The organism is Microbacterium sp. CGR1 (assembly GCF_001266755.1).
Lineage (GTDB): Bacteria > Actinomycetota > Actinomycetes > Actinomycetales > Microbacteriaceae > Microbacterium.
Genome location: NZ_CP012299.1, coordinates 68,658 through 95,099 on the forward strand (window position 1 = coordinate 68,658; position 26,442 = coordinate 95,099).

Annotated in this window: 24 protein-coding genes; 10 read left to right on the forward strand and 14 right to left on the reverse strand. The window is 69.1% G+C overall.

Annotated elements, in window-relative coordinates; genetic code table 11:
- The first annotated feature begins 4 nt into the window (after positions 1 to 4).
- The 3 genes from AKG07_RS00310 (at position 5) to AKG07_RS00320 (ending at position 3,482) form a co-directional block, all read left to right on the forward strand.
- Positions 5 to 442 (forward strand): Lrp/AsnC family transcriptional regulator, encoded by a 438-nt coding sequence (locus tag AKG07_RS00310; protein WP_171821896.1) that lies wholly within the window; start codon positions 5 to 7, stop codon positions 440 to 442.
- 134 nt (positions 443 to 576) lie between these two features.
- Positions 577 to 2,022 carry an aldehyde dehydrogenase family protein gene (locus AKG07_RS00315; RefSeq protein WP_053095444.1) on the forward strand — a complete coding sequence of 482 codons (1,446 nt, stop codon included), beginning with the start codon at positions 577 to 579 and terminating at the stop codon, positions 2,020 to 2,022.
- Positions 2,019 to 3,482, forward strand: a complete 1,464-nt coding sequence (locus tag AKG07_RS00320; protein ID WP_053095445.1) for a GMC family oxidoreductase — start codon at positions 2,019 to 2,021, stop codon at positions 3,480 to 3,482. Before AKG07_RS00315 ends, AKG07_RS00320 begins: the two co-directional genes overlap by 4 nt.
- 178 nt (positions 3,483 to 3,660) lie before the next feature.
- On the opposite strand, the gene AKG07_RS00325 is transcribed toward AKG07_RS00320, so the two are convergent.
- From AKG07_RS00325 to AKG07_RS00335, 3 genes are read right to left on the reverse strand one after another with little or no spacing between them, the layout of a single operon-like run.
- The gene (locus AKG07_RS00325; RefSeq protein ID WP_053095446.1) at positions 3,661 to 5,304 is read right to left on the reverse strand and encodes an amidohydrolase; all 1,644 of its coding nucleotides are present in this window, start codon (positions 5,302 to 5,304) and stop codon (positions 3,661 to 3,663) included.
- Between the two features lies 1 nt (position 5,305).
- Positions 5,306 to 6,145: a molybdenum cofactor biosynthesis F family protein gene (locus AKG07_RS00330; RefSeq protein WP_053095447.1), complete on the reverse strand. Its 840-nt coding sequence runs from the start codon at positions 6,143 to 6,145 to the stop codon at positions 5,306 to 5,308.
- A gap of 33 nt (positions 6,146 to 6,178) precedes the next feature.
- A complete protein-coding gene (locus AKG07_RS00335) occupies positions 6,179 to 7,636 on the reverse strand; it encodes an APC family permease (protein WP_053095448.1) in 1,458 nt (485 codons plus the stop codon).
- Between the two features lie 243 nt (positions 7,637 to 7,879).
- Between AKG07_RS00335 and AKG07_RS00340 the strand changes: the two genes are divergently transcribed.
- The 3 genes from AKG07_RS00340 to AKG07_RS00350 all read left to right on the forward strand — a co-directional run bounded on the left by AKG07_RS00340 (position 7,880) and on the right by AKG07_RS00350 (position 11,399).
- Positions 7,880 to 8,626 (forward strand): SDR family NAD(P)-dependent oxidoreductase, encoded by a 747-nt coding sequence (locus AKG07_RS00340; protein WP_053095449.1) that lies wholly within the window; start codon positions 7,880 to 7,882, stop codon positions 8,624 to 8,626.
- Positions 8,627 to 8,698: 72 nt separating this feature from the next.
- Positions 8,699 to 9,514 carry an SDR family NAD(P)-dependent oxidoreductase gene (locus tag AKG07_RS00345; protein ID WP_053095450.1) on the forward strand — a complete coding sequence of 272 codons (816 nt, stop codon included), beginning with the start codon at positions 8,699 to 8,701 and terminating at the stop codon, positions 9,512 to 9,514.
- Positions 9,515 to 9,809: 295 nt separating this feature from the next.
- Entirely contained in the window at positions 9,810 to 11,399 is a 1,590-nt protein-coding gene (locus tag AKG07_RS00350; RefSeq protein WP_053095451.1) for an HNH endonuclease signature motif containing protein, read from the forward strand.
- An 85-nt stretch (positions 11,400 to 11,484) separates the two neighbouring features.
- Here AKG07_RS00350 and AKG07_RS00355 read toward each other — a convergent pair whose 3' ends face one another.
- The 7 genes from AKG07_RS00355 to AKG07_RS00385 form a co-directional block, all read right to left on the reverse strand.
- Positions 11,485 to 12,135, reverse strand: coding sequence for an HAD-IA family hydrolase (locus tag AKG07_RS00355; RefSeq protein WP_053095452.1), 651 nt, complete (start codon positions 12,133 to 12,135; stop codon positions 11,485 to 11,487).
- 45 nt (positions 12,136 to 12,180) lie between these two features.
- Positions 12,181 to 12,873: an ABC transporter ATP-binding protein gene (locus AKG07_RS00360; protein ID WP_053095453.1), complete on the reverse strand. Its 693-nt coding sequence runs from the start codon at positions 12,871 to 12,873 to the stop codon at positions 12,181 to 12,183.
- Positions 12,870 to 14,642 carry a branched-chain amino acid ABC transporter ATP-binding protein/permease gene (locus tag AKG07_RS00365; protein ID WP_053095454.1) on the reverse strand — a complete coding sequence of 591 codons (1,773 nt, stop codon included), beginning with the start codon at positions 14,640 to 14,642 and terminating at the stop codon, positions 12,870 to 12,872. Before AKG07_RS00365 ends, AKG07_RS00360 begins: the two co-directional genes overlap by 4 nt.
- Positions 14,629 to 15,489, reverse strand: coding sequence for an ABC transporter permease subunit (locus AKG07_RS00370; protein WP_053095455.1), 861 nt, complete (start codon positions 15,487 to 15,489; stop codon positions 14,629 to 14,631). Before AKG07_RS00370 ends, AKG07_RS00365 begins: the two co-directional genes overlap by 14 nt.
- A 72-nt stretch (positions 15,490 to 15,561) precedes the next feature.
- Positions 15,562 to 16,731 carry an ABC transporter substrate-binding protein gene (locus AKG07_RS00375; RefSeq protein ID WP_053095456.1) on the reverse strand — a complete coding sequence of 390 codons (1,170 nt, stop codon included), beginning with the start codon at positions 16,729 to 16,731 and terminating at the stop codon, positions 15,562 to 15,564.
- A gap of 36 nt (positions 16,732 to 16,767) precedes the next feature.
- Positions 16,768 to 17,157 (reverse strand): nuclear transport factor 2 family protein, encoded by a 390-nt coding sequence (locus AKG07_RS00380; protein ID WP_053095457.1) that lies wholly within the window; start codon positions 17,155 to 17,157, stop codon positions 16,768 to 16,770.
- A 31-nt stretch (positions 17,158 to 17,188) separates the two neighbouring features.
- Entirely contained in the window at positions 17,189 to 17,980 is a 792-nt protein-coding gene (locus AKG07_RS00385) for a MoaF C-terminal domain-containing protein (protein WP_053095458.1), read from the reverse strand.
- A gap of 218 nt (positions 17,981 to 18,198) precedes the next feature.
- On the opposite strand from AKG07_RS00385, the gene AKG07_RS00390 reads away from it, so the two are divergent.
- Positions 18,199 to 18,591, forward strand: coding sequence for a hypothetical protein (locus AKG07_RS00390; protein ID WP_053095459.1), 393 nt, complete (start codon positions 18,199 to 18,201; stop codon positions 18,589 to 18,591).
- Positions 18,592 to 18,616: 25 nt separating this feature from the next.
- Here the strand turns inward: AKG07_RS00390 and AKG07_RS00395 are convergent, their stop codons facing one another.
- Positions 18,617 to 19,573: an AraC-like ligand-binding domain-containing protein gene (locus AKG07_RS00395; RefSeq protein ID WP_053095460.1), complete on the reverse strand. Its 957-nt coding sequence runs from the start codon at positions 19,571 to 19,573 to the stop codon at positions 18,617 to 18,619.
- Between the two features lie 112 nt (positions 19,574 to 19,685).
- On the opposite strand from AKG07_RS00395, the gene AKG07_RS00400 reads away from it, so the two are divergent.
- Complete coding sequence (locus tag AKG07_RS00400; protein ID WP_053095461.1) at positions 19,686 to 20,828, forward strand: DUF998 domain-containing protein; 1,143 nt, start codon at positions 19,686 to 19,688, stop codon at positions 20,826 to 20,828.
- Positions 20,829 to 20,838: 10 nt separating this feature from the next.
- Here AKG07_RS00400 and AKG07_RS00405 read toward each other — a convergent pair whose 3' ends face one another.
- Positions 20,839 to 21,693 (reverse strand): MurR/RpiR family transcriptional regulator, encoded by an 855-nt coding sequence (locus AKG07_RS00405; protein ID WP_053095462.1) that lies wholly within the window; start codon positions 21,691 to 21,693, stop codon positions 20,839 to 20,841.
- A gap of 79 nt (positions 21,694 to 21,772) precedes the next feature.
- Between AKG07_RS00405 and AKG07_RS00410 the strand changes: the two genes are divergently transcribed.
- On the forward strand, positions 21,773 to 22,711 hold the full coding sequence (locus tag AKG07_RS00410; RefSeq protein WP_053095463.1) for a BadF/BadG/BcrA/BcrD ATPase family protein: 939 nt from the start codon (positions 21,773 to 21,775) through the stop codon (positions 22,709 to 22,711).
- Positions 22,701 to 23,636, forward strand: coding sequence for an N-acetylmuramic acid 6-phosphate etherase (gene murQ / locus AKG07_RS00415; protein ID WP_053095464.1), 936 nt, complete (start codon positions 22,701 to 22,703; stop codon positions 23,634 to 23,636). The genes AKG07_RS00410 and murQ overlap by 11 nt, the downstream gene beginning before the upstream one ends.
- Before the next feature lie 79 nt (positions 23,637 to 23,715).
- Here murQ and AKG07_RS00420 read toward each other — a convergent pair whose 3' ends face one another.
- On the reverse strand, positions 23,716 to 25,695 hold the full coding sequence (locus AKG07_RS00420) for a primary-amine oxidase (RefSeq protein WP_053095465.1): 1,980 nt from the start codon (positions 25,693 to 25,695) through the stop codon (positions 23,716 to 23,718).
- A gap of 152 nt (positions 25,696 to 25,847) precedes the next feature.
- Complete coding sequence (locus tag AKG07_RS00425) at positions 25,848 to 26,432, reverse strand: TetR/AcrR family transcriptional regulator (protein ID WP_053095466.1); 585 nt, start codon at positions 26,430 to 26,432, stop codon at positions 25,848 to 25,850.
- Between the last annotated feature and the right edge of the window lie 10 nt (positions 26,433 to 26,442).

Here is a 26,442-nt window from a genome sequence, read left to right on the forward strand (position 1 = left end):
TTCCATGATCACGCTGGACGACACCGATCACGCGATTCTCGAGCAGCTGCGCATCGACGCCCGGGCGTCGATGACCGCCATCGCCGAGGCCGTGCACATCTCGAGAGCGGGCGCTCACGCACGGATCAAGCGGCTGACCGATGCGGGCATCATCACCGGCTACTCGGTGCGCACCGACCCCGTGCTGCTCGGCCATCATGCGAGCGCCTACGTGACACTCGCCATCGAGCAGGCCACCTGGCAGGAGGTCAGCGCCAGGCTGCGGATGATTCCCGAGATCGAGCACATGGCGCTCGTCGGCGGTGACTTCGACGTCATCCTGCTCGTGCGGGCGAGCGACGTGCGCGACCTCCGCCGCATCGTCTTGGAGGACATCCAGGCGATCCCCTCGATCCGCTCCACACGCACGACCCTCATCTTCGAGGACTTCACCCTGATCTGAGCGGGTGGAGAGGTCATCCCTTCGCACTCGGACATCTGCGGCGCGCTCCGCGACAAGTGGGCTGTCGCATCGCGTTCGACAATGAGACGACCCGCCAGATCCTTGGCATGCGTCCCGCTCGAAGGAGAGTCCCGATGTCCGAATCCGCCGCATCCGCAGCCGCCGCGCTGCTCGACCGCATCCAGGCGCCGGAGGGCGCGGGGCGAGACATCCCGGATGCCGCCACACGCGAGGTCATGGGTCGTGCGCCCGAGCACTCGGTCAGCGACCTCGACGATGCGATCGCGCGAGCGCGAGCCGCTCAGCCCGGCTGGGAGTCCCTCGGCCACGCGAAGCGCAGCGAGCTGCTGATCGCTGCGGCCGATGCGATCGACGCGAACGCCGAGGCGCTCGCGCACCTGCTCTCGCGCGAGCAGGGCAAGCCGTTGAACGGCCCCAACGCGCGCTTCGAACTGGGTGCGTGCTCGGCCTGGCTGCGCACCAATGCGTCGATCCCGCTCGAGTCGCAGGTGCTCGTCGACGACGAGACCCTGCACGCCGAGCTCGTCTACAAGGCCGCCGGAGTGGTCGGCGCGATCGGTCCGTGGAACTGGCCGCTCATGATCACTATCTGGCAGATCGGTCCGTCGCTGCGCATGGGCAACACCGTCGTCGCGAAGCCGAGCGAGTACACGCCCCTGAGCGTCCTCGCGATGCTGGCGGTGATGAACGACGTGCTGCCCGCCGACGTTCTGATCGGTGTCTCCGGCGATCGCGAGGTGGGTGCGCGCCTCGCCTCGCACCCCGACATCGACAAGATCATGTTCACCGGATCCACCGCCACCGGGCGACGCATCATCGAGAGCTCGGCCGGCAACCTCGCCCGCCTCACCCTCGAGCTCGGCGGGAACGACGCCGGCATCGTGCTGCCGGGCACCGATGTGTCGGCGATCGCGCAGGACCTCTTCTGGGGCGCCTTCATCAACACCGGTCAGACCTGCGCCGCGATGAAGCGCCTCTACGTGCACGACTCCGTCTACGACGAGGTCGTCACCGCGCTCGCCGAGATCGCGGCATCCGTCCCGATGGGCAACGGGCTCGATGAGGACAACGTGCTGGGTCCGCTGCAGAATCGCGCCCAGTTCGACATCGTGTCGCGCCTGGTCGACGAGGCGAAGGGTCGCGGCGCCCGTGTCGTCACGGGCGGCGAGGCGGCTCCCGAGCTCGGCGAGCTCTTCTATCGCCCCACGATCGTCGCCGACATCGACAACGACGCGGCCCTCGTGCAGGAGGAGCAGTTCGGCCCGGCGCTGCCGGTGATCCGGTACAGCGACGTCGACGAGGCGTTCGCGTTCGCCAACTCGGTCGACGTCGGTCTCGGCGCATCGGTGTGGTCGAGCGATCCGGACGCCGCCCGCGAGGCCGCGACGCGCATGGAGTCCGGCACGGTGTGGATCAACTCGCACGGCGGGCTGCACCCGATGGTGCCGTTCGGCGGCGTGAAGAGCTCGGGCTACGGCCTGGAGTTCGGTGTCGAGGGGCTCAAGTCCGTCGCCGTGACGCAGGTCGTGTCGGGGCCGGGCCGCAAGGCGCAGGCATGAGAACCGCGATCGTCGTCGGGGCCGGGACCTCGGGCGCGATCGTCGCGCGACGCCTGGTGGACGCCAGCGTCGAGGTGACGCTGATCGAAGCCGGAGGATACGACGCGAATCCGGCGATCCACGACCCGTCGAGGGCGGGGGAGCTGTGGCACTCCGCCGACGACTGGGACTTCTTCACCGTTCCGCAGAAGCACGCCGGCGGACGCCGACTGCACCTGCCGCGCGGGAAGGTCACCGGAGGCTCGCATGCGCTCAACGCCATGATCTGGGTGCGCGGCGCCGCCTCCGACTACGACGCCTGGGAACGCGCGGGCGCGACGGGGTGGGGCTGGAGCACGGTCGAACCCGTCTTCGCCGCGCTCGAGCACGATGTGCTGCCCGTCACCGACGACTACGAGCTCTCGCCGATCCAGGCCTCGATCATCGGCGCAGCCGTCGAAGAGGGGCTGCCCCGCAACCCGGACTACAACGGCGGCACCCTCGACGGCGTCTCGCAGCAGCAGGTGACGATCCGCGACGGCCGGCGGGTGAACACGTGGATGGCCTACGCGCAGCCGGTGCTCGACAGGCTCACGATCCTCACCGAGCGCGAGGTGCATTCGGTGATCGTCGAGGAGGGCCGCGCCGTCGGAGTCCGACTCGGCTCGGGCGCCGACTCCGAGGAGGTCTTCGCCGACGAGGTCGTGCTGTCGGCCGGTGCGATCGGATCACCCGTGATCCTCCTGCGCTCGGGCATCGGCCCCGCCGACGAGCTCGCCGCGCTCGGCATCCCCGTCGTGCTGGATGCACCGGGCGTCGGCAAGAACCTGCACGACCATCTGCTCTCACCGGTCATCTTCACGACCGAGAGGCCGGTCGGACCGCCGCAGCCGGGCGTCTCGGTCACGCAGTCGCACCTGTTCTGGCGCAGCCGCGACGACCTCGCCGAGCCCGACACTCAGCCCATCCACTTCTCGGTGCCGATGTGGGGCGAGCTCGAACCTCGAGGGGATGACGGATTCACCCTCATGGCCGGTCTCGTGACGCCGTACAGCCGCGGTGGGCTCACCCTGTCCGGTCCGGATCTCGCGGACCAGCCTCTGATCGACCTCGCCGCGCTCGAAGACGACAGGGACGTGGCAGCGCTCGCGGCATCGGTTCGTCAGTGCCGCCGGATCGGCGCGCAGCCGGCGCTCGCCGAGGAATGGGGAGCGACCGAGGTGTACCCCGGCCCCGACGTGTCGGACGACGGGATCGACGACTGGGTGCGCCGCACGGCCATCACCTACCACCACCAGGTCGGCACCTGCCGGATGGGATCGGATGCCGAGGCGGTGGTCGACCCGCTGCTGCGGGTGCGCGGTCTCGAGGGGCTGAGCGTGATCGACGCGTCGGTGATCCCCACCGTTCCGACGGGCAACACCAACGCCCCCGCGGCGATGATCGGCGAGCTGGGGGCGAGGTTCCTGCTCGGACGCTGACGTCGACGCTCGCGATGCCCCCTCCTGCCGAGTAGGTGGAAGGGGGCATCAGCGTCTCATCCGGCGTGCGAGGTCCTGCGTGTCGTCCCGCATGCGGGGTCACCAACGCATCCGAATCGCTGCTGAGCGGTGCGTCATCGACCCCGCAGGGAAATGACGCGCACGGCATGCGACCTGATCAGCCCGCGGAGTACACCTCGCGACCGGCGAACCACGTCGACCGCACGGGAGTGTGCACGATCTCGTCGGCCGGGCCGGCGATCGCATCCCGCGCGAGCACGACGAAGTCCGCGGACTTGCCCGGCGTCAGCGATCCGGTCTCCGCGCCGAGGCCCATCGCGGTCGCGGCATTGATCGTGAAGACCTGCAGGGCCTCCTCCGCTGTGATCGCCTGCTCGGGCCAGAGGACGCCGGGCGCTCGGCCGAGAGGATCGGCGCGCGTGGCGAGACCCTGCAGCCCCTCGAGAGTGTTCGGCGATTCGCTCACCGGCCAGTCCGAGCCGCCGGCGACGAGCGCGCCGGCGTCGAGCAGGGCACGGTTGGGCTGCGAATGCTCGGCGCGGTCGCCGAGGACCTCGGCCAACGCCTGCGGGATCACGCCCGGGAACCAGATGAACGGCGAGATGTCGGCCGAGACGTCGAGCGCTCGCAAGCGCGGGATGTCGTCGTCGGCGAGGAACTGGCCGTGCGCGATCTGGATCGGGGTGGTGAAGCCGTCGGACCGGATGCGCTCGGCGACGTCGAGCACGAGACGCGCCGATCCGTCTCCCGTGCAGTGCACCTTGGCGCCGAGTCCGCGCTCGGCCACCGACCGCAGCCAGGTGTGCAGCTCGTCGAAGTCCATCGTCGTCTCGCCGTGGAAGTGCGCACCGTGCACGGCATCCGCGATATACGGCTCGAGGAACGACGCCGTGCGCGCGGGTGGCACTCCGTCGAGGAAGATCTTCACGAAGTCGGGCCGGTGGTGCAGGGTGCGGAACTGCTCACCGAGGTCGATGAGCGGGGTGCCGATCGGATCGAACCCGAAGATCTCATCGTTGATCAGCAGCGACGAGACGACCCAGGCGGTGAGCTCGTGCGACCGGTCGAGGGTCGCGAGGGCGGCGAGGATGTCGGTCGACACTCCGGCATCCTGGAAGGTCGTGATGCCGTAGGAGTTGAGGATCTCGACGCCGCGGCGCGACGCGGCCACGTGCTGCTCGCCCGTCAGCCCACCGCTGCGATCGTAGGCCTCCTGTACCGGGATTCCCGCTGCCTCGAACAGCACCCCGGTCGGCGTGCCGTCATCGGGATCGAGCACGGTGACTCCACCGGAGGGGATGCTGTCGGCGGTGATCCCGGCGAGCTGCAGCGCCCGCGTGCTCGCCCACCTGTTGTGCCTCGAGTCCTCGACCAGGACGACGGGGCGACCGCCGGCCGCCTCATCGAGACGCTGCCTGATCGCGCTGTTCGCGAGGCCGGGCAGCAGAGTGGTCGACACCGGGCCGCCCACGATCCACGCGTCGGGCGGCAGCGCGCTGGCCTTCTCGCGCACGAGGTCGAGGATGTCGTCGAGGCCCAGCGAGGGCGGCAGCGAGAGCTCGAACAGCTCGGTGCGCCCGGCGAGAGCGTGGTGGTTGTGCACGTCGACGAAGCCGGGGTAGACCGCGGCATCGCCGACATCCAGCATCCTCGTGTCCGGGCCGCGGTACGCGTCCATCTGGGCCCGCGTGCCGACGTCGAGGATCCGCCCGTCGCGCACCGCGAACGCCTCGACGATCGGTGCTCGGTGATCCGCCGTGCGGACCACCGAGCCCGTCACGATGAGCTCGGCCGTCGTCATCTCAGAGGGTTCCGAACAGCGCCGGCTCGAGGCCGTTCGCGTGATGGGTCGTCGAGAGCAGTCGGCCGTGAGCGCCGAACGTGAAGTGCGTGGGCACCTCGCCCGACTCGTCGAGCCCGAAGAGCACGCCGTGCGAGCGGATCGCGTTCACGTCGCGATGGTCGGCGATCGTGACCGATGCGCAGGGGATGACCTTCTCGCGCCACGCGAAGACGTAGATCCCGGGGCGCACCTCCCACACGCTGTTCTCGTCGGTGTCTGCGAGGCCGCGCTCGGGGCCGGCGAGGCACTGCCATGAGTACCAGCGCTCCGAGAGGTACACGTGCTCGTAGGCGTGCTCCTCGCTGTAGATCCACTCGACCCGGCGACCGATGAGCGTCGTCGTCGGCGCCGGCTCTGCGCCCGTCACGGTCGCTCCGTCGATGATGCTCGGCGCGAAGACGTGCTGCACGCGAGTGCGTCCCTGCTCGGGCGCGGGCAGGATCACCGAGATGACGGCGAGGACGCGGCCGTGGCGTAGGTCGACGATCAGAGACACTGCTTCGTTCGGCAGGTAGTCGTGATGGAACTGCACGAAGTACAGGTCGTCGTCGACCTCGAACGCCTCGTAGTCGTCGGTGTCGGAGGCGGGTGCTGTCGTGTCGTCGGCACCGGGCCGGTAGTCCCACGCGACCGTGGTGTCGGCGAACCGGTGCGAGATGCGGGTTCCCCGGGCGTCCACGACGGTGATCTCCCGACCGCTCAACGCGGTCGTGTGCGGAGCCTTGTTCGCGTCGAAGCCGGGAGCCAGGCCCTCGAGCGGGAGCCAGGTGGAGGTGTCTGCGGGGTTCAGGGTCGTCATGTCTCTCCTCAGGTGAGTGGGGTTGCGGGAGCGTCAGCGGTCGCTGAAGCGCTCGAGGTCGGATGCGAGGCCCTCGTACACGGCGGGCCGGGAGCGCTTGAGATAGGCGCCGTAGACGATGCCGCCGATCAGCGCCACCACGAGCAGCAGCGGCATGAGACGGATGGCGAGCTCCTCGGATCCGGCGACGATGTTGAAGTTCACGATCGCCAGCACCGAGATCGCGGCGATGCCGAGGAATCCGATCCCCGGAGCGATGAACGTGCTCCACCATCGTGGATCGCCGGCACGGCGGAAGTACACGACGATCGAGATCGCGGCGAGCCCCTGCAGGATCAGCACGCTCAGGGTGCCGAAGCCGAGCATCGCCGGCACGAGCGTGAGGATGGGGTCGGCACCGGCGATCGCGAAGATGATCGCCACGATCGCCGCGAACGATGCCTGCACGATTCCTGCCAGCTGCGGGGCGCCGTTGCGGCGCGTGCGGGCCAGAGCGTGCGGCAGGATCCGCGAGCGCCCGAGGGAGTAGAGATAGCGCGTCGCGGAGTTGTGGAACGCGAGCATCGCCGCGAACAGACTGACCAGCAGCAGGATCATCATCACGGTCGTCAGCGGGCCCCCGAGGTACTGCTGCGACAGCATGAAGATCAGGTCGCCCGTCGGCAGGTGCTCGAGAGCGGTTGCCTGCGCCTGCGCGACGCCGGTCGCGCTCACCACCGCCCAGGTGGTGACGCCGAGGATCACGCCGATCGCGATGATCGAGGTGTACGTCGCCCGCGGGATCGTGCGCAGCGGCTGCTTCGCCTCTTCGCTGAACAGGGCGGTCGCCTCGAAGCCGAGGAAGCCCGTCGCGGCCAGGAGGAGGCCGATCGGCAGCGACCCCGAGAACACGGCTTCCGGGCTGAACGCGGCCACGTCGTATCCGGTCTGCACGAGCACCGACACGTCGAACACCACGAGCATCAGCACCTCGAGCACGAGGCACACACCGAGGATCTTCGAGGAGAAGTCCACCCCGACCCGTGCGAGCACGAAGCACACGACGATCGACAGCAGACCCCAGATGAGCCAGTGCACGTCGAGGCCGGTGAGGTCGCGGATGATGTTCTGCATGAAGAAGCCGCTGGTGCCGATCGTGCCGACCACGAAGAAGTTGTAGCCGAGCGTGGCGATGAGGCCGGCGACCAGACCGCCCGTGCGACCGAGGCCCTTCACGACGAAGGCGTAGAAGCCGCCGGCGTTGACCAGCTGCTTCGACATCTGCGCGTATCCCACGGCGAACAGCAGCAGGATCGCGGCCACGATGAAGAAGGCCATCGGCGTGCCGCCGCCGTTTCCGAGGGCGATCGCCAGCGAGGCGACCACGACGATGCCGGTCAGTGGTGCGACGGCGGCGAGCACGAGGAAGACGATCCCGGCGACGCCCAGCGCGCCGGGTCGAAGAGAGGTGTGGTCCTGCTGCGTCGTGGACGCAGATATCGGGTCTGCCACGTCGGCTCCTTTGCTCGGTGACGGCCGTGTCGGCACGGCATCGACGACGAGGGGTTCGTCGATACAGCGAGTCTGCTCGTGCCGGGAGCGCGGCGGTTGACCCTGAGCGAAGGACGATGGTGCCAGCGCGCACAGCCGTCCTGGTCGTGTTCCCGGCCCGGATCCGGCGGAGCAGGATGACGGTGATGACACCGCCGTCCTCGCGGAGCGCCGCCGGCGCCGCGGCGATGTCTCGAGGAGATCATGGACCTGCAGCTGACGGGCACGACCGCGTTGATCACCGGCGCCGCGAGCGGTATCGGCCGCGCGACCGCCCACGCGCTCGCCGCGGAGGGGGTGCGCGTGGCGCTCCTCGATCGGGATGCCGTTGCGCTCGCAGAGACGGCACGCGGATGCGATGACGCTGTGGTCCGGGTGGTCGATGTCACCGACGAGACACAGGTGGCGCTGGCGGTCTCCACGTCCGTCGAGGAGCTCGGCGGGGTGGATGCGGTCGTGTGCTGCGCGGGGATCTCGGGTCCGGTCGGATCGACGATCGAGCAGATCTCGCTTCACGACTGGAACGCCGTGTTCGCGGTCAATGTCACGGGGGCGTTCCTGGTTCTCGCGCAGGTCCTTCCCGCGTTGCGGGCGTCGCCTTCGGCATCCGTCGTGCTGCTCGCGAGCGACTCGGCGTTCGTGTCGTCGCCCGGCATGGCGCCCTATTGCGCATCGAAGGCCGCGCTCGTGCAGCTGGGTCGATCGCTGTCGGTGGATCTCGCCGGCACTGATGTCCGGGTGAACACGGTGGCGCCGTCGATCGTCGACACCCCGATGAGCCGTGGAGACCTCGGGGAGCACGCGTTTGTCTCCCCGGCTTTCGAGGTGCAGACGCCCGAGGACGTCGCTTCACACGTGCTGTATCTCGTGTCGCCGCGCAGCAGAGCGATCAACGGCACGACCATCCTCAGTGATTTCGGGTACTCGGCCCGATCAGGATTCCCGGCCTGATGGTCTCGGGGACGACGGGACTGCGCATGAGCGCGGCGAGAGCGCGTGAGCGCGGCGAGAACAGGAGCGAACATGGGTAGTGCAGTGGGATCGACGGTCTCCGGGCGGGTCATCGTGATCACCGGCGGAGGTACCGGCATCGGGGCGGCGATCGCCGAACGGTATGCCGCTGAAGGTGCGCACGTCGTGGTCGTGGGGCGTCGGCCCGAGCCGCTGCGCGCCGTGGCCGACGCCGTCGGCGCGCATCCGATCATCGCGGATGCCGCGGACACCGCATCGGCGCAGGCAGCGGTGGCGGAGGTGCTCGCGACGTTCGGGCGCCTCGACGTGCTGGTGGCGAATGCCGGCGGACACGGCTTCTCGCCGGTCGCCGACACCGACGACGACAGCTGGGATGCGGCGATCCGGGCGAACCTCACCACGGCGTTCGTCATGGCGCGAGAGGCGTTGCCTGCGCTGATCGAGGCGAAAGGACAGATCGTGATCGTGTCGTCTCTCGCAGGTCTCTTCGCGGGTCCGTCGGTGGCGGGATACACCGTGGGCAAGCACGCGCTGATCGGGCTGACGCGGACCCTCGCCCGCGACTACGGAAGGCAGGGTGTGCGCGTCAACGCGGTGTGCCCAGGGTGGGTGCAGACGCCGATGGCCGACGACGAGATGGACGAGTTCGCCACCCATGCCGGGCTGGGCTCGCGGGAAGAGGCGTATGCGACCGTCACGGCGGATGTGCCGCTGCGGCGCCCGGCTCGGCCGGCGGAGATCGCGTCGGTCGTGCGGTTCCTGGGATCGGGGGAGTCGTCGTACGTCACCGGTGCCGTGATCGTGGCGGATGGCGGGTCACACGTCGTGGATGTGCCGACGATCGCCTTCGACCGGGCGGGGATGTAGGAGGCGGTCGCTCGGGTGCATGGTCGGTCGTCCCCGGTGTGGGCGCTCTCGTTCCCGGTTCGGTCGTTCGCGCTCCGATGACGCCTCTGTGTTCTCCGTTCTCACGTATCCCGTCTTTCGCCTCTTCCCCGCTTCCTCCTGTCGGTCGCGCCTCTTGGGGTTTCCCCCGCATCGCGCGCGCGATCTGGGCGCCTGCGCTGTGCCATTCTGGGAGATTGGAATACGGATCTGATCTGGGGTAATTCGGGATGGTTTCGGGTCTCGAATGTCGGTGGCCCGGGGTTGACTAGGGGGTATGAACAGCACTGCGGAGCTTCTGGATCGGGTCATCGCCGACCTCGACGCGGTGCTGTCCGATGACGCGCTGGCCGGGCTGACGGATGCGGATCGGATCATGGTGTTACGGGGCGCGGGGGCGGCGTTCCGCCGGGTCGAGGCGGTGATTGTGGAGACGGTCGCGACGGGCGACGCGGCGGATTTTCCGCATTCGGCGGGGTGTCGGGGTCTGAACGAGTTGTTGCAGCGGACGGTGTCGGTGGATGTGCGGGGCGCGTCCCGGGTCGACAGGGTCGTCGATCTGGTGCGGCGACCGGTGAGTCTGGCGGGGGAGAGGATGCCGGCGCGGTGGTCGGAGATGCGTCTCGCGTTGCTGGATGGGGTGGTCGGGGTGGCCGGGTTTCTCGCGGCGACGGGGCCGATCGAGAACGTGTGGGATCGGCTGACGGTCGATCAGCGGTTGGCGGCGGATGTCGCGTTGGCGGGGTGTGCTCGCGGCCACGGCGTCGTGGTCGACGCTGTTGATGAGGGCCTGGAGGCTGATGAGCCGGGTCCGGCGCCGACCCCGCAGGACTTGAAAGCTCTTGCCGAGGATCTCGCGTCGATGTTCGACCCCGATGGGGAAGAACCCAAGGATGAGGACTCCCGGCGCCGGCGGGGCATCACGATCGGTCGTCTCACGCACGGCGTGCACGCGATCCGTGGGTATCTGACCCCGGACGTCGCGGCGCAGTTGCAGCTGATCCTGGACGCGATCCTCAACCCCAAAGGTGACGGCCCGCCCATGCCCGGAGTGCACTTCGCCCCGAGCGAGGGTGCCGATGCGGATGCGGATGCGGATGCGGATGCGGATGCGGATGCTGGTGCTGGTGCTGGTGCTGGTGCTGGTGCTGGTGCTGGTGCTGGTGCGGACGGTGACGATAGGGATCCGTTCAACTCGGATCCGCGGTGTGTGCTCGATGACCGCTCCGCGTCGCAGAAGCGTCACGACGCCCTCGCGATGGTGTTCGCCATCGCCGCGCGACACAACGACATGCCCACCCTCGGCGGTTCCGCGCCGGTCCTGGTCGTGAACGTCGACGCGAAGGATCTCGTGGGCGGAATGGGCGGAATGGGCGGAAAGGGCGGAATGGGCGGAGCGGGCGGAAACGGTGGGTGGGCGACGATCCCCGGATCCGGTGCCCACGTCCCGGTCTCCGTCGCCGCCCAGGTCGCCTGCGCGGGGACGATTCAACGGGTGCTGGTCGATGCGGGCAGGATCATCGGGATCACGACCACCGACCGGGTGTTCACGGTGCATCAGCGCCGGGCGATCATCGCCCGCGACAAAGAATGCCTCATTCCCGGGTGCCACGTTCCCGCGTCGTGGTGCGAGATCCACCATGTCGTCGAGCATGCCAGGGGTGGTCCGACTCATACCGATAACGGGGTGCCGTTGTGCTGGTGGCACCACCGAAGCCTCGGGACCTCGGGGTGGGAGATCCGCATGGACGACGGGGTCCCGCAGGTGCGGGGACCGAGATGGTGGGATCCCGACGAACGATGGCGCACACCGAGGCTCAGCGTGGCCCGACTCACACTCACCGTGCCGCTCGCCCGCACCGGATGACGCGGATGAGCGTCACCGATGCGACTGCAGCACCACGGCACCACAGCAGCGCATCAGCGCATCAGCGCATCAGCGCATCACCGCATCAGCGAATCGCGAGCTCGAAACCGTCCGCCGTCGGAATGACGGCCACCTGGGTGAGGTCATCGACATGGAAGGTCGGCTGATGAGACGTCGCGTGCGCGCCCACGCCGATGACCCGCATCCCCGCAGCATGCGCGGCCTGGATGCCGGCGCCCGAGTCCTCGAACACCACGCAGTCGGCGGGGTCGACGCCGAGCAGCTCCGCACCCAGCAGGAAGCCCTCGGGGTCGGGCTTGGAGGCCGACACGTTCTCGGCCGTGACCGTCAGTGCGGGCACGGTCAGGCCGGCCTGGCCCATCCGCGCGTTCATCAGCGTCACGTCGGCCGAGGTGACGATCGCGTGGGGGTAGGGGAGCAGGGCGGCGAGCAGGGCGTCCGCACCCTCGATCGGGATGACGCCATCGACATCCTTGCTCTCGTTCGCGAGCATCACCGCGTTCTCGCGGATGTTGATCTCGTGGTCGCGCTCCGGCAGCATGATCGCCATGCTCTGATGCCCCTGCCGGCCGTGCACGACGCTCAAGACAGTCTCGGGAGCGATTCCGTGGGGCTCGGCCCACGCCAACCAGAGCCGTTCCACGACAGCCGTCGAATCGACGAGAGTGCCGTCCATGTCGAGCAGGACGGCGCGGGCGCTGATGGTCTCGGTCATCCCCTCAGGCTACTGCCGCAGCATCTGAAGCCCGACCTGACGGCGCTACCCACCGAGGTACGCGCGGTGCAGCAGCTGCGAATCCTCCTTCAACGCCTCGGCGGTGCCCTGGAAGGAGACGCGCCCACCGGCCACCACCACGGCCTCGCGAGCCAGGCCCAGGGCGAGCTGCGTGAACTGCTCCACGAGCAGCACCCCGACGCCCGACTCGGCGATCGACTTCACGATCGGCATGAGCCGCATGAACACGACAGGCGCGAGACCGAGCGACATCTCATCGATCAACAGGATCCGCGGCTTCGCGGCGAAGGCACGTGCCAGCACCACCATCTGCTGCTCGCCACCCGACAGCAGCGCGGTGGGGGAGTCGATGCGCTTCTCGAGCTCAGGGAACTGCGCGAGCGCCGCATCCTGTTCCGCAGGCGTCCGCGCGGTGAGCGAGATGTTCTCGCGCACGGTCAGCGATGGGAACACCGCTCGCCCCTGCTCGATGTGCACGATGCCGCGCCGCGCTCTCGACACCCGGGACAGCTTGTCGAGCGGCTCGCCGTCGAGCATCATCGATCCCGCGGAGTGCGGGGTCACCCCCGACACCGATTCGATCAGACTGGTCTTGCCGGCCCCGTTCGGTCCGACGAGCGCCAGCACCTCGCCACCGCGCACGGTCAGCGACACATCCGAGATCACCGGCCCCGCGCCCCGGCTGACCGTCACCCCGTCCAGCACCAGTTCGCTCACTTCAGCAGCTCCGTCTCTCCCATGTACGCCTTCACGACCTCCGGGTTCGCGAGCACCTCGGCCTGCGGACCGCTCGCGAGCACTCGACCGAAGTCGAGCACAGTCAGCGTCGGGCACACCGAGCGCACGAGATCGAGGTCGTGCTCGATGATTATCAATGCCACGCCGAACCGGGCCGGCAGCTCGCGCAGACGCGCGGCGAGAGCCAGGTGCTCATCGTGCGACAGGCCGGCCGCGGGCTCGTCGAGGATCAGCAGCCGCGGACGAGAGGCCACGTTCGCCGCGACCTCGACGAGTCGCCTGGTGCCGACGTCGACGCTCGACAGGCGCGCACCGGCCGGCGGGCATCCGAAGAACTCGAGAACCTCATCGATGTCGGATGCGGCGAGTCGACGTCGAGCGACGAACCTCACGTACGCGCCGACCGTGAGCGACGGCGGGACCCTGTCCTGCTGGAAGGTCCTGCGCAGCCCGAGCCGGGCGCGACGCGTCGGAGACAGGCCGGCGAGATCACGATCTCCGAGCAGTACTCGACCGCCGTGCTTCGGCAGGAACCCGCTGATCGCATCGACGAACGTCGACTTGCCTGCGCCGTTCGGACCGATCAGGCCCATGATCGACGCCGCCGGCACCTGGAACGACACATCGTCCAACGCTGTGAGAGCACCGAACTGCACCGTGAGTCCGTCGACAGTGAGCACCGGTGCACCGTCGAGCTCGCGCTCATCGACCGTCGCGGTGGTCGTTGTCGTGATCGCCCGATCCTCGGCATCCGCATCGGGAGGCAACGCGGTCAGCTTCGCCGAGGCGGTCCTGCGATCCGCGCGCTTCCAGAAGAGATTGCGGATGCCCTGACCGAGGTTGGTCCCGCTGGTGAGCGCCTGCACGCCGAGCACGCCGAAGACCACGAACGCCCAGTCCTGCGGCACGCCCCAGCGCTTCAGCAGCTCGGGCACGAGCACCCAGAGGATGCCGCCGAGGATCGCCATGTCGATCAGATGGGCCCCCGACATGACGGCGAGGACGTAGAGCGCCAGCGACTGAAGCGGGGTGAAGCTCGATGCGAACGGAAGCTGCACCTGGCCGGCGAGGAGTCCTCCGGCGATGCCTCCCAGTGCGGCCGATACGGCGAACGCGGTGAGCTTGGCGCTCTGCACGCTCTGCCCCGCAGCCGCGGTGCCGCGTTCCGAGAAGGCGACCGCCTTCCAGCTCGAGCCCCACCGTCCGCGCTGCAGGAAGAAGACTCCCAGCGCGCAGACGGCGAGCACCACGACCGAGAGGAAGAAGAACTCGCGATCGTTCGAGAACAGCGTCGGGCGCTCAACAGCCGTGCCGTCGGCGGACCCGGGGAACTGGATCTGCACGAGGGTGACATCCGCCGCCGCAGCGAAGCCGAGCGTGACGACGGCGAGATTCACGCCGCGCAGCCGCAGCGCGGGGAGCCCGACGAGGATGCCCACAAGACCGGCGGCAATGCCGCCGAGGAGAAGCCAGACGACGAAGCCGCCCGGCGCCTGCATGACGTTGAGCAGCGAGACGATCCAGGCGCCCACGGCGGCGAACGTGAGCTGGCACAGCGCGATCATGCCGGCGGAGCCCGTGACGATGCCCAGTCCCAGGATCGCGATGGCCGCGACGACTGCGCTGATCGCGAGGAACACGAAGTACCCCGGAAGCGCCGCGCTCAGAATGGCACCCAGTCCGACCGCCGCGGCGGCGACGGCGAGGGGCCAGGACAGACGGAACCAGGGACGGTCAGCGAGCGGCATCCCACACCTCCTTGCGCTGCGTCCACAGGAGCAGGACGACGATGAACAGGAACGGGAGGAAGTTGCGCACGAGCGCGACCTCGTCGATCTGCGCGACGAGCCCTCCCAGAACGCCCAGTACGACTCCGCCGACGACGGCGAGGTCGAGACGGCGGAAGCCGCCGAGCAGCGCAGCGGCTGCGGCGGGGACGATGAGCATCGCGAGGCTGGTCGCGTCGTTCGACTGCGACGGCGCCACGATCATGATGGCGATCGCGCTGATCACACCGGTCACGAACCACACCGCGATGGAGAGCGGACGGGAACGGATGCCGAGCAGCTCGGCGGTGGTGGGGCGCTCGGAGAGCGCGCGCAGCTGCGTGCCCACTCTCGTCCGGCGCAGCACGATCCGCACCACGACCGCCGTGACGACCGCCATGGCGACGGTGGCGACGGTGACCTGACTGATCACCACGCCCCCGAACGAGAAGGCGGGGCCCGCGATGATCGGGGTGAACGGCTGCGGTTTGTTGCCGAACAGGATGAACGACATCGAGATGAGCAGGAGAAGCGGACCGACGGTCATCGCCGAGCGAGTGGTGGTGGAGGCCTCGGAGAGCCAGGTCGCGGCGATCCACCCGATGGTGGCGGAGAGCGCCCCGCCGACGACGACGCCGAGCACGGAGCCGAGCCAGATCGGTACCCCCAGTTCGCTGACGAACCACACGGCGCTGAAGGCACCGAACATCCCGGTCGCGGCCTGGGCGAAGTTGACGACCCGCACGAGGCGCGACATCAGGGTCAGGCACACTCCGAGGACCGCATAGAGACCGCCGGCGGCGAGACCGGCGATGGCGCCTTGCAGCATGAGGCGTCCTTTCTGGTGTGAGGGGGAGAGGACCTGCCGCCGAGAATGCGCTCGGCGGCAGGTGAAGGGCGGCTACTCGCCGATGCGGAGCCAGTCGTCGGCGACCTTCTCCCAGGCGTTCGTGCCGGATTCGAGGATGATCGGCCATCCCGCGGTGTTCTGCGTGCCGAAGGCGTAGGGCGTTCCGACCATGGGGTTCTCGATGGGATCCATTCCGCGCAGCGCCTCGGTGACCGTCTCGCGGGTGATGTCGCCGTCCATGCCCTCGAGCACCTCGATGAAGTAGGTCGCGGCGAGGTATCCGCCCTGGCTGAACGAGGTGAGGGGGATGTCGTTGGCCTCCATCAGCTCCCGCCAGTCGGTGTTGATCTCGTCGTCGTCCGTGAACGGGTAGAACTCGGCGGGCACGTAGATGCCGGCCCCGGCGTCATCGATCGCATCCGCGAAGTTCTCGCTGTAGACGCTCGTCAGATAGAGCCAGGTCACGTCGTCCCAGCCCTGCGCGTTCGCGGCCTTGACCTGGCCGATCGCGTCGGGCTCGACGGGGTTGATCGCGAGCGCCTTGCAGCCCTGTTCGCGGGCCTTCACGATGTAGGGCGTGTAGTCCGAGGCGCCGTACGGCACGGTGTCGTCGACGTACTTCGGCTCCTTGCCCGTGATCTCGGTCCACTTGTCGATCGCCGCCTGGTAGGTGGGGCGGGTGGATCCTGCGATCTCGAGCAGGATGCAGATGTCGTCGAGTCCGAGCACCTCCGAGCCGTACTGCAGCGTGAGGGTCATGTCGTTGAACGGACCGACGTTGGCGGGGGAGATGTTGTCGCTCGCGAAGCAGCCGGTATCGACTCCGATGCCGGGCAGCGAGAGGATCTCCTCCTGCTCGTAGTACTTCGCGTTGATCTCGCACTCGATCAGGCTCGCTGATCCGACCAGCGCGACGGCCCCGTCGCTGCCGACGAGCTCTCGGGCTGACGCGGTGGCTGTGGCCGGGTCGCCCTTGTCGTCGAGGGTCTTGTACTCGATGGTGCGTCCGTCGAGGCCTCCGGCCTCGTTGAAGGCGTCGAACACCGCGGCCGCCGCCTGCGACGCCTCGGGGAACGTCGCCGGACCGCTGATCGTGTTCACGGAGCCGACGACGATCGGGGCGTCGTCGCCACCTCCGCTGCCGTCTCCGCCGGCGCAACCTGCCAGAGTGAGGGCTGCCACGGCGATGAGCGCCGCAGTGCCGGATACTCGCTTGTTCATGTGATTCCTGCCTCTCGTGTGCTTGTCGTGCTGCGGTCAGTCGCGCAGCGCGCGGTTGACCAGTTCGGTGTCGGTGAACTGCTCGAACGCGACGACCCGGTGATCGGCCAGGCGCCAGACGCGCGCGACACGTGCCGCGAAGAATCGGCCGGTCGCGCGGTACGTGCCCGAGTAGGTGCCGATGCCGACGACCACGTCCCCGCCGTCGATGACCTCGTCGATCGCGACCGTGTAGTCGTCCCACTCGTCCTGGATGCGCTGGAAGACGCCTGCCGCGACCGCATCCGGCCCGATGTACGTGCCGGCGTACGGGAAACCGGCGGCCTCGGTCCAGCTCACGTCGTGGGCGAGCGGCGCCAGCATGCCGTCGAGGTCGCCGCGGTCGCTGGCCGCGTAGTGCGCTGCGATGATGTCGGCGTTGCTCATGGGAGGTCCTCTCCTGGATCTCGTCGCGGGGTCAGACGGGCTGGGCGTCGGGGTAGTCGACGGACCCGAGCGGATAGATGTGACCGCCGCCGCGGGAGTGCTCCGCGGCGCCGTCGCCGGTGAGGCCGAGGAAGATCCCCGTCGTCATGAGCTGGTAGCCGAGGTCGTGCAGCCAGACGCTCGCGACCGCGATGCGGAACTCCCGGAAGCAGAAGAGGTAGAGGCCGTCGGCGAACTTCCAGACGGTCGACAGGTCCATGTCGCCGTGGCCCCGCTGCACGCCCTCGAGGCACTGCCAGGCGTAGCGCCGGCTCGAGATGTAGACGTGCTCGTAGAGGTGGTGCGGGCTGTACCGGTAGATGTTGCGCTTGCCGATGAGGTCTCGGCTCGGCCCCGGCACCTCGCCCGTCGCGGGACCGGCATCGGTCGTCGCCGCCCAGAAGTCCTGACCGACCTGCGGTGTGCCCTCGACAGCCTCGGCCGCGATGCGTGATCGCACGACGGTGGCCCGGTGGGTCGAGGTCGAATAGACGACGGTGATCGCTTCGCGTTCACGGCTCTCGAGCGGGATGTTCACGAAGATGACGTCGTCGCGCACTGCGACGGCGTCGTACGGGTCGGTGCCCGACCCGCCGAGTCCTGACCAGGTGACAGCGACCGCATCGAACGTCAGCGCCAGCGCGGATCCATCGTCGAGCGTGAGCGTCAGCGCGGTGCCCGACAGCGAGGCGTTCGGCAGTCGGAAGGTGTCGATCCCGGCGGCGAACTCGTCGTACGTGCGCCATTCGTCGAGTGCGGGATCGGTCGTGACGGGAGCGGTCATGGGAGTCCTGACGTCGCATGCGGCGGAGCGTCCTCGCCCCGGGCACCGCATCCTCGCGGTGTGCTTGCCTCATGCTCCGGCTCGCCCTGGCATCCGCTCAAGTGAAGCGGCGCCATCGCGCGCCGACAGTCAACCGGCGTGCCCTGCAGAGCAAGGACGGGCCTGGGAATCCGCCGTGGCGTCAGCGGCGCGGCTCCGGGCGGGTGTCAGGATGAGTCATGCGAACAGAACCCCGGGCCGCCCTCTCGCCGGCGGTCAAGGCGGTCGCCTGGACGGCATCCGTCTTCTTCGCTCTCCTGTTCTTCGCCGTCGCGTGGGTCTGGTGCGGGATGTCGTACGAGGAGGAGTTCAGCGAGCAGTCGAAGGCCGTCTCCGCAGGGTCGACGATGGAGGGCTGGGGGTTCACCATCGGCCTCGTGCCCGTGCTGGTGCTCCACGCCCTGATCGCGATCGGCGCCTTCTTCGCCGTCCGGGACGGAGGACGCCGCGGGGTGCTTCTCAGTGCGATGCTCGCGCTCGCGCTCGTGGCGGCCGTGTCGCTGCCGGGCTTCGTCGCCGTGCAGATGCTGTACGGCGGCACGATGTTCGCGCCGCCGGTCTACGTCCCCTGACGGACGTTCTCCCGCTGCGCTGCGCTCAGTGCGCCGCGCGGTACTCGCTGGGGGAGATGCCGAACGCCGACTTGAACGCGCGGCTGAAGTGCGCCGCATCCACGAAGCCCCATCGGGCCGCGATCGCGGCGACGGGCCGGTCGGCGAGCATCGGGTCGAGCAGATCGCGACGGCACTGCTCGAGGCGGCGGGTGCGGATCCAGGTCGACACCGTCACGCCCTGCTCCTGGAACAGGCCGTGCAGGTGACGGGTCGAGATGAAGTGCGCCGATGCGATCGTCGCGGGTCCGAGATCCGTCGAGGCGAGGTTGCGGTCGATGTACGAGCGGATGCGCTGCACGAGCGCGCGATGAGGGTCGGCCGACACCTCGTCGAGGCCCAGCTCGCGGGTGAACACCGTCGTGACGAGGTCGAGCGCGCTGTGCGCCAGTCGTGCCCCTGTCGTGCCGGCGAGCTGGTCGAGGTTGCCTGCGAGCTGCGTCAGATACGGCACGACCATTCCGCCGAGACCGCCCTGACCCGAGATGCGCACCGCGGTGAGCTGGCCGATCATGTCGGAGGGCAGGCTGATCAGGTGCTTGGGGAACATCACGACCATCGTGCGGAAGTCATCGTCGAAGACCAGCGAGTACGGGCGGTCGGTGTCGTAGACGGCGAGATCGCCGGCCTGGAGCACGGCCTCCCGGTCGTCCTGGATCAGCATCCCGGTGCCGGCGAGCATGAGGCTCAGCTTGAAGTACGACCGGTCGCTGCGTGCGATGAGCTCGGGTGTCCGCTCGACGACGTGCGAGGTGGCGCGCACCTCGTTGACGTGCACCTCGTCGACCGAGGCGCCGCGGATGATCCCGCGGAAGTGGTCGGGCCCGGCCGTCGACACCTGGAGCGGCACGAAGGACTCCGAGACGGCGGCCCGGAACTCGCTGATGTTGCGCGCGACGAGCGTCGACACCGATTCGGCGGGGGCGGCGAGTGCACCGTTCATGACTGATCACCTCGGGTGGTGGAACGACGACGTTGTATACGATCCGTGCCGTGATGCTATCACCGGCGCGGTCCGGAGGGCGAGGCTTCTATGATGTGGGCGGAGGCCAGTGATGCGATATGTCGGCGAGAAGGTCATGCAGGTCCTGCGTCAGCTGCGCGGACCCGACACAGCGGATGCGGTCTTCGAGGCCACCGCGCTCATAGTCGGGGCGGTGTTCTTCGTGCTCGGCTTCGCCATCGGGTGGCCGGTCTTCTGGGGTCAGGAGATGGCGATCAGCGGCACCGGCTCGATCGGCGCGTTCGCCGCCTACGGCGGCGCGATCACCGCCGTCCTGGCGTTCGCGCTCGGGCGTCTCGTCGTGCGACCGGCGGCGGTCGCGCCGGACGGCACCCGTGATGGATTCAGCGTCCCCGGGGATCGGCTGCGCTGGTACGACCTGGCCGCCATCGCCTTCGCGCACGCCGCGATCGCGTACCTCGGATGGCTCGGAATCGCCGAACTGCTCGATCGCAGCTTCACCGACGCCCCGGTGTTCGCCTTCCCCGGGGCGATCCTGGTGGCCGTCGCGTTCGCCCTCACCGCCTATGTGACGTTCCTGAGCGCGGTGGCGCTCACGCCGATGGTGCTCTCCCTCGTCCTGGCGGTCTTCCTCGTGGTGGGCGCCTTCGCGGCGATGCTCGCCTCCAGCGATGTGCACTGGTGGCAGGACAACCTGTCGGCGCTGGGGATGAGCAGCAACAGCGCGTCTCTGGCGTTCAACGCGACGTTGATCATCGCCGGGGTCCTGGTGACGACGATCGCCCGCTATGCCACGGCGGGGCTGCCGGTCGACGACCACGTCGATCGTCGCGGACGGCGCGTGGTGCGAGGCGGGCTGATCCTGATCGGGATCTTCCTCGCGTGCGTCGGGATCTTCCCGGTCGACGAGTTCTTCCTCGTGCACAACACCGTCGCCACCGGGATGACCGTCGCGTTCGCCGTGATCGTCGTCGGGCTGCCCTGGTTCGTGCGCACGATCCCACGGGTGTTCGTGGTGCTCGGGTGGATCTACGTGCTCGTGATCGTGCTGCTCGGCGTGTTCTTCGCCGTCGGCTACTACAACCTCACGGCGGTCGAGCTGATCGCGGCGGTGCTGATCTTCAGCTGGATCATCGTGTTCCTCCGGACCGCAGGATCGGTGCACCCCGCCGCATCAGCGCACCCCGCCGGGCCCGTGCACGCGGGGCAGCGGCCCGGTCCGACCCCGGCCTGAGCGTCGGTCCTCAGCGCAGCGGCTGCGTGGCATCCGCCGTGCGCTGCAGCGCATGGATGGTGTGCGCGTGCCGGCGCTGGGCGACGCCGACGAACAGGCAGTCCACCAGTGCGAGCTGCGCGATGCGGCTCACCATCGCGCCCGCGCGGAGGCGAGGCTCACGCGCCCGCGTGAGCAGGGCGTGGTCGCAGTTCTCGGCGAGCGGCGAGGCCGGCCCACCCGTGACGCCTATCGTGGTGCCGGATGCAGCCCGTGCCGTCTGCAGGAAGTGCACGGTCTCGCGGGTCGTTCCCGAATGTGAGAACCCGATCGCCACGGTCTTCCTCGCTCCGAGCGATGCGGCGGCGCTCGCCTCGTGCGCGTCCGTCAGGACGATCGCCGCATGTCCGATGCGGAGCAGCTTGCGGCCGAGATCCGCAGCAGCTTGTCCGCTCGCGCCGATCCCGAAGAGCAGGACGCGGTCGGCGTCGTCGATCGCCTCGACCGCGGCCGCGAGCTCGTCGTAGTCGAGGTTCGCGACGGTCTCCTCGATGGCCAGCAGCTCGAGTGCGGCGACCTTCGCGGTCGCCTCCCGCAGGGTGTCGGCCGCGGAGATCTCGGATCCGAAACCCGATGCCGCGGGGAACTGCACGGATTCGCGACCGAGCTCTGTGGCCAGCGCCATCCGCAGCGCGGCGTAGCCGTTCACACCGATGGTGCGGCAGAAGCGGACGACAGAGGCGACCGAGGTGTCGCACCTCGCCGCGATCTCGGTGATCGTGCTGTCAACGACGACGGTGGGATCATCGGCGATCGTCCGAGCGATGCGGGCCAGCGACGGCGGCAGCTTCTCGGCGGCCGAGGCGATCGTCGTCTGGATGCTCATGGCTCTCCTGCGTCAGAGGCGGATTTCGGGCGTGTGAACAATTCTTTCATGATCGGATGCTCGTGCGTAGACTATTTCCATGCCCTCTTCGCATGCTCTCGTCGCCGTCGACCTCGGCAAGTCGCGCTGCCGGGCCGTGCTCGCCGAATCCTCCGGCGTCGTCTCTGCCGCCGATGAGCGTCGAGTGCCCCGGCGTCCCGTGTACGACGGGATCGGGGCTCCCGGGCTCGCGGCCGCAGGCGGCGTCGACGCAGCTCTCGCCGCGATTCTGCCGATGAGAGATCATCTCGATGCACAGATCTCCGTGGTCTCGGTGGGTGCGGCCGGAGCCTGGGCCGCCCCCGAGGCCGCATCAGAGCTCGCCGCCGTCCTCGCCGATGCCTTTCACGTGCCCGTCGCGGTGACCTCCGACGTGGTGTCCGCTCATGCCGGAGCGCTCGGGGGCGGTGCGGGCGTACTGCTGATCGCCGGAACGGGCGCTGCGGCCCTCGGCATCGACGGCGAGGTGGCGACGCTGGTCGACGGGTGGGGGCCCGAGCTGGGAGACCTCGGCAGCGGATCCTGGTTCGGGCGCGAGGCGCTGCGTGCCGTCCTGCGCGCCTCGGTCGGGCTCGCGGTCGAGACCGTGCTCACCGATGCGGTTGCGGCGACGATCGGCGAGCCCGCCGCGGTTCCCGCCTGGATCTCCATGGACGGGCCGGTGCCTCGCCGCCTCGCGACTCTGGCGCCGCTGCTTCTCGATGCGGCGCAGAGCGGCGACGCCGTCTCCGCGGACATCGCCGCCGAGGGCATCCGCCTGCTCGTCGCGTCGGCGATCGCGGCGTCCTCGAGCAGTCGCGAGGTCGCCCTGCACGGAGGGCTCACCGACCACGTCTGGTTCCGCTCGTCGCTCGCCCAGGCGCTCCGCGCCGCTGACCGCACGGTCGTCGTCTCCTCCGGCGACGCCCTCGACGGAGCGCTTCTGCTCGCGGAGCGCACCGATCTTCCCCACGAAAGGTTCGTGCATCGTGCCGAATGAACACGCCAGACTGACCGCGCTCCTCGACGTCCTCTCGACGCTCGGCACCGAGGCGTCGACGACCGATCGCGGCGACCTCGATCTGCTCGACACCGATGAGCTCGTGCGGCGCATGAACGCGGAAGATCATCGTGTGCCGGCGGCCGTCGGCGAGCGGAGCGCGGAGATCGCCGCGGCGGTCGACGGCATCACCGCCCGCTTCCGCGCCGGCGGACGACTCATCTATCTCGGGGCGGGCACCGCAGGCCGCGTCGGAGTTCTCGACGCGAGCGAATGCCCGCCGACCTTCGGCACCGACCCCTCGATGGTGGTGGGGCTGATCGCCGGAGGCGAGACGGCCATCCGGTCGGCGGTCGAGAATGCCGAGGACGACGACGCGGCGGCAGCAGCCTCGCTGCGCGAACTCGGCCTCACCGAGCGCGACGCCGTCGTCGGGATCTCGGCGTCGGGTCGCACCCCGTACGTCGTCGGCGGTCTGGAGTTCGCTCGGGGAGTCGGCGCGCTCACCGTGGCGATCGCCTCGAATCCGGCATCCGAGATCGGTGCGGTCGCCGAGATCGCGATCGAGGTGGTCACGGGGCCCGAGTTCATCTCGGGATCGACGCGTCTGAAGTCGGGAACAGCCCAGAAGCTCGTCGTGAACATGCTCACCACGCTGTCGATGATCAAGCTCGGCAAGACCTATCACGGCGTGATGGTCGATCTTCAGGCGACGAACGAGAAGCTGCGCGCGCGCTCGATCCGCACCGTGACGGAGCTCACCGGCGCAGAGGTCGACCAGGCTTCCGCCGCCCTGGATGCGGCGGGGGGATCGGTCAAGCTCGCGATCCTGATGGTCGCCACGGGGGCGTCCGCAGAAGCCTCGGCCAACGCGCTCGACAGCGCCGACGGCATCCTCCGTGTCGCGATCGCCGCACTGTCGTGAGGGGTACCTTCGCCGCGTGCTTCCGCCAGGGCGTTCCCGATGACGACGCCGCGTCGACCGCCGAGGCCGACGCCGCGGCTCAATGGGAGCAGGTGCAGCCCTCGCCACCTCCGCAGCATCCGGCGTCCTCGGTGACGTGCGCCTGAGACGACTCGGGAACATCCATCGCGGGGTTCTGATCGAGGAAGCCGTTCGGCTTGAACCAGAATCCGGCATAGTCGACCGGCATGATCGGCCAGTCCTCGGGGCGCGGGAAGTGCGTGAGTCCGAAGGTGTGCCACAGCACGATGTCCTCGCCGTCGAGCGAACGGTCGCCCGCCGAGTACTCCGGCAGACCGGAGCCTCCCTGGTGCGCGTTCGGATACCGGCCGGCCGGCCAGATCTGCCCGTGTTCATGGCGGGTGGCCCAGAGATGCTTGGTCGCGAACGCCGCACGCGCGGCGACGGATGACGCGGGGTCGGCCATCAGCAGAGCGGTGGGCTCCGGGATCAGGTGATAGGCCGTGGGGCGGCCGACGTGGTTCGTCCGAGTGGTGCTCTGCACCTCCCACGCGCGCGCGACCGAGGTGTCCGCCTCCCGCTGCGCCCCGCCCTCAGAGAGCAACGGAGTCTCCGACCACGTGAAGGCATTGCCGAACGGGTTGTCCGGCCCCATCGGGATGCGCTGCGCGTCGATCTCGACCAGACGGTTCTCCTCGCCGTCGACGGCGACATCGAGCCGTGCGCAGAACAGGTGCTGGTGCACCGGCGCGAAGACGCCCGGCGCGAGCTCGGTGGCGTGCTTCTGCCGCACCCCCGGTTCGCCGGCGCCGGCGAACACGATCCCGGTGGCCTTGGCGACGACCTCGATCGAGCCGTCGAGGGAGAAGTGCCAGTAGAACCCGTAGTCGTAGTTGCCGATCGTCGAGAAGTACGACACCACGAAGCGGCGCGAGCGGCGCACGTCCGAGCGGCCGGCGAGGTCGGTGTGCTTCCAGAGGATGCCGTAGTCCTCCTCGTGCATGCACACCACGTTCGGGATGCGCACCGGATGGCCGTGGTCGTCGGCGACATAGCCGTCGAGGTAGCGGATCACCCCCAGGCAGTCGCAGCCGAGCTCGAGGTGGTTCGCGTTCTTGCCGAGAAGGTACTCGCCGGCGTCGAAGTAGCTGATCCAGAAGCGCCCGGGTGCGGTGTCGCCGTAGGGCACGACCATCTCGGGCACGCTCGCCCGATTGAGCACCGACCGTCCGTCGAACCTGACGTCGTGCAGCACGAGACCCTCGCGGGCGTTGAAGCTCACCCGCATCGACCAGTTCTCCCACTCGACGAGCGAGCCGCTGACGGCGAAGCTGGGCCCTTCCGGCTGCGTGATCTCGATCGGCTTGAGCGAGGTGCGCGCGGCGCCCTGCACCTCGGGGTAGTAGTTTCCGTGGCCCGCCGGCACCGGCACGTCGCCCTCGTCGTCGATGCGGATCACGCTGTTCGTCGTGAGGTCGATGTGCACGACCAGTCCCTCGACTGGGTGGGCCCAGGGGGAGTCGTGCTCGTCGAACTTGAGGAAGGTGAGAGAGCGGATGACCCGGCGGCCCACCTCATCGGCGCGGCCGGTGTACCCGGGTGCGAGCGGTCCGCAGAACGCGAGGGCCATGTGCGCGGCGAGTCCTCGGCGCGTCATCGCCGCCTGCCATTCTGGTGACGCCTTCGCGATCGCCTCAGCGCGCTCGTACTCCTCGAAGAGGTACTGGGGCTGGCCGTAGGGTGGCGCATCGTTGGGGACCCGCTCGGCGCGCAGCACCTCGCCGCGGGTGATCGAGACGACGACTTCGCTCGCGACGCCGGTCGCGGTGTCGAGCAGAGTCGCGTCGATGCGGCGATCGATGGGGGCGCCCGGCCTCCATGCGGCGAGCTCCTCCTTGGTGGGCTCATCGGGCAGCAGCATCGGCACGCGGACGGTCTCGCCGAGCAGTCCGGCGGACTCGAGCACGGCTCGGGCCGCCGCGATCTCCTCGCCGGTGAGGGGGTCGAGCGGGTGCGGCGCGGCGATCCTGTCGATGGTGACGGGCTGGGGGTGGGACATCGGCCTACCTCACTATTTCGAGCGTTCGCTCAATAAACGGATTGGGTCGATGGTACGACGGCGCGACGAGGCGCACAAGAGCACATCGTCAGCAGGCCGAGTGAGCGTGCGCGGCTGGCAGGTGGCGCGAGCGTGCGGGGTGTGGCACTGACTCAGGCGCGCCAGGGCGCGAGGATGCTGTCGAGCACCGCGAGGTGAGCGTCCGCGCCACGGGGCTCGGTGACCTCCAGCACCTGCTGTCCGTAGGTGATCGAACGGAGCAGCGACATCACCGCGTGCTTCGGTGTGGTGGGGGACAGCTCGCCGTCGGCGACCGCTTCGTCGATGGCTTCGCTGATGCCGTTCTGCCAGGTCGCGCGAGTGGGGGAGCCGGCGTCCGGGTCTGAGGCGAGGGTCGCGAGGCGGCCCCAGAATCCGACGACGACATACGCTTCCGTGCGCGTCTCCGCGTCGACGGGGAGGACCTCCCGCATGAGGGCGTCGAGCCTGCTCAGCCCGCGGAGCCCGGTCGTCACCGACCGGATGCGCTCGTCGGTGCGTCGGGTGATCTCCACAGCGGCTGCACGCACGACGTCGTCGAATCCGTCGAAGTAGTGCCAGAGAGAGCCGGTGGCGACACCGAGCTCTTTGGCGACCGCGCGAGACGATACCGCTTCGTGTCCATCGCGAGCGGCGACGGCGAGCAGCGCCTCGGCGATCTGCCGGCGGCGCTCATCGTGGTCTACGACGCGGGGCACATGCCCATCC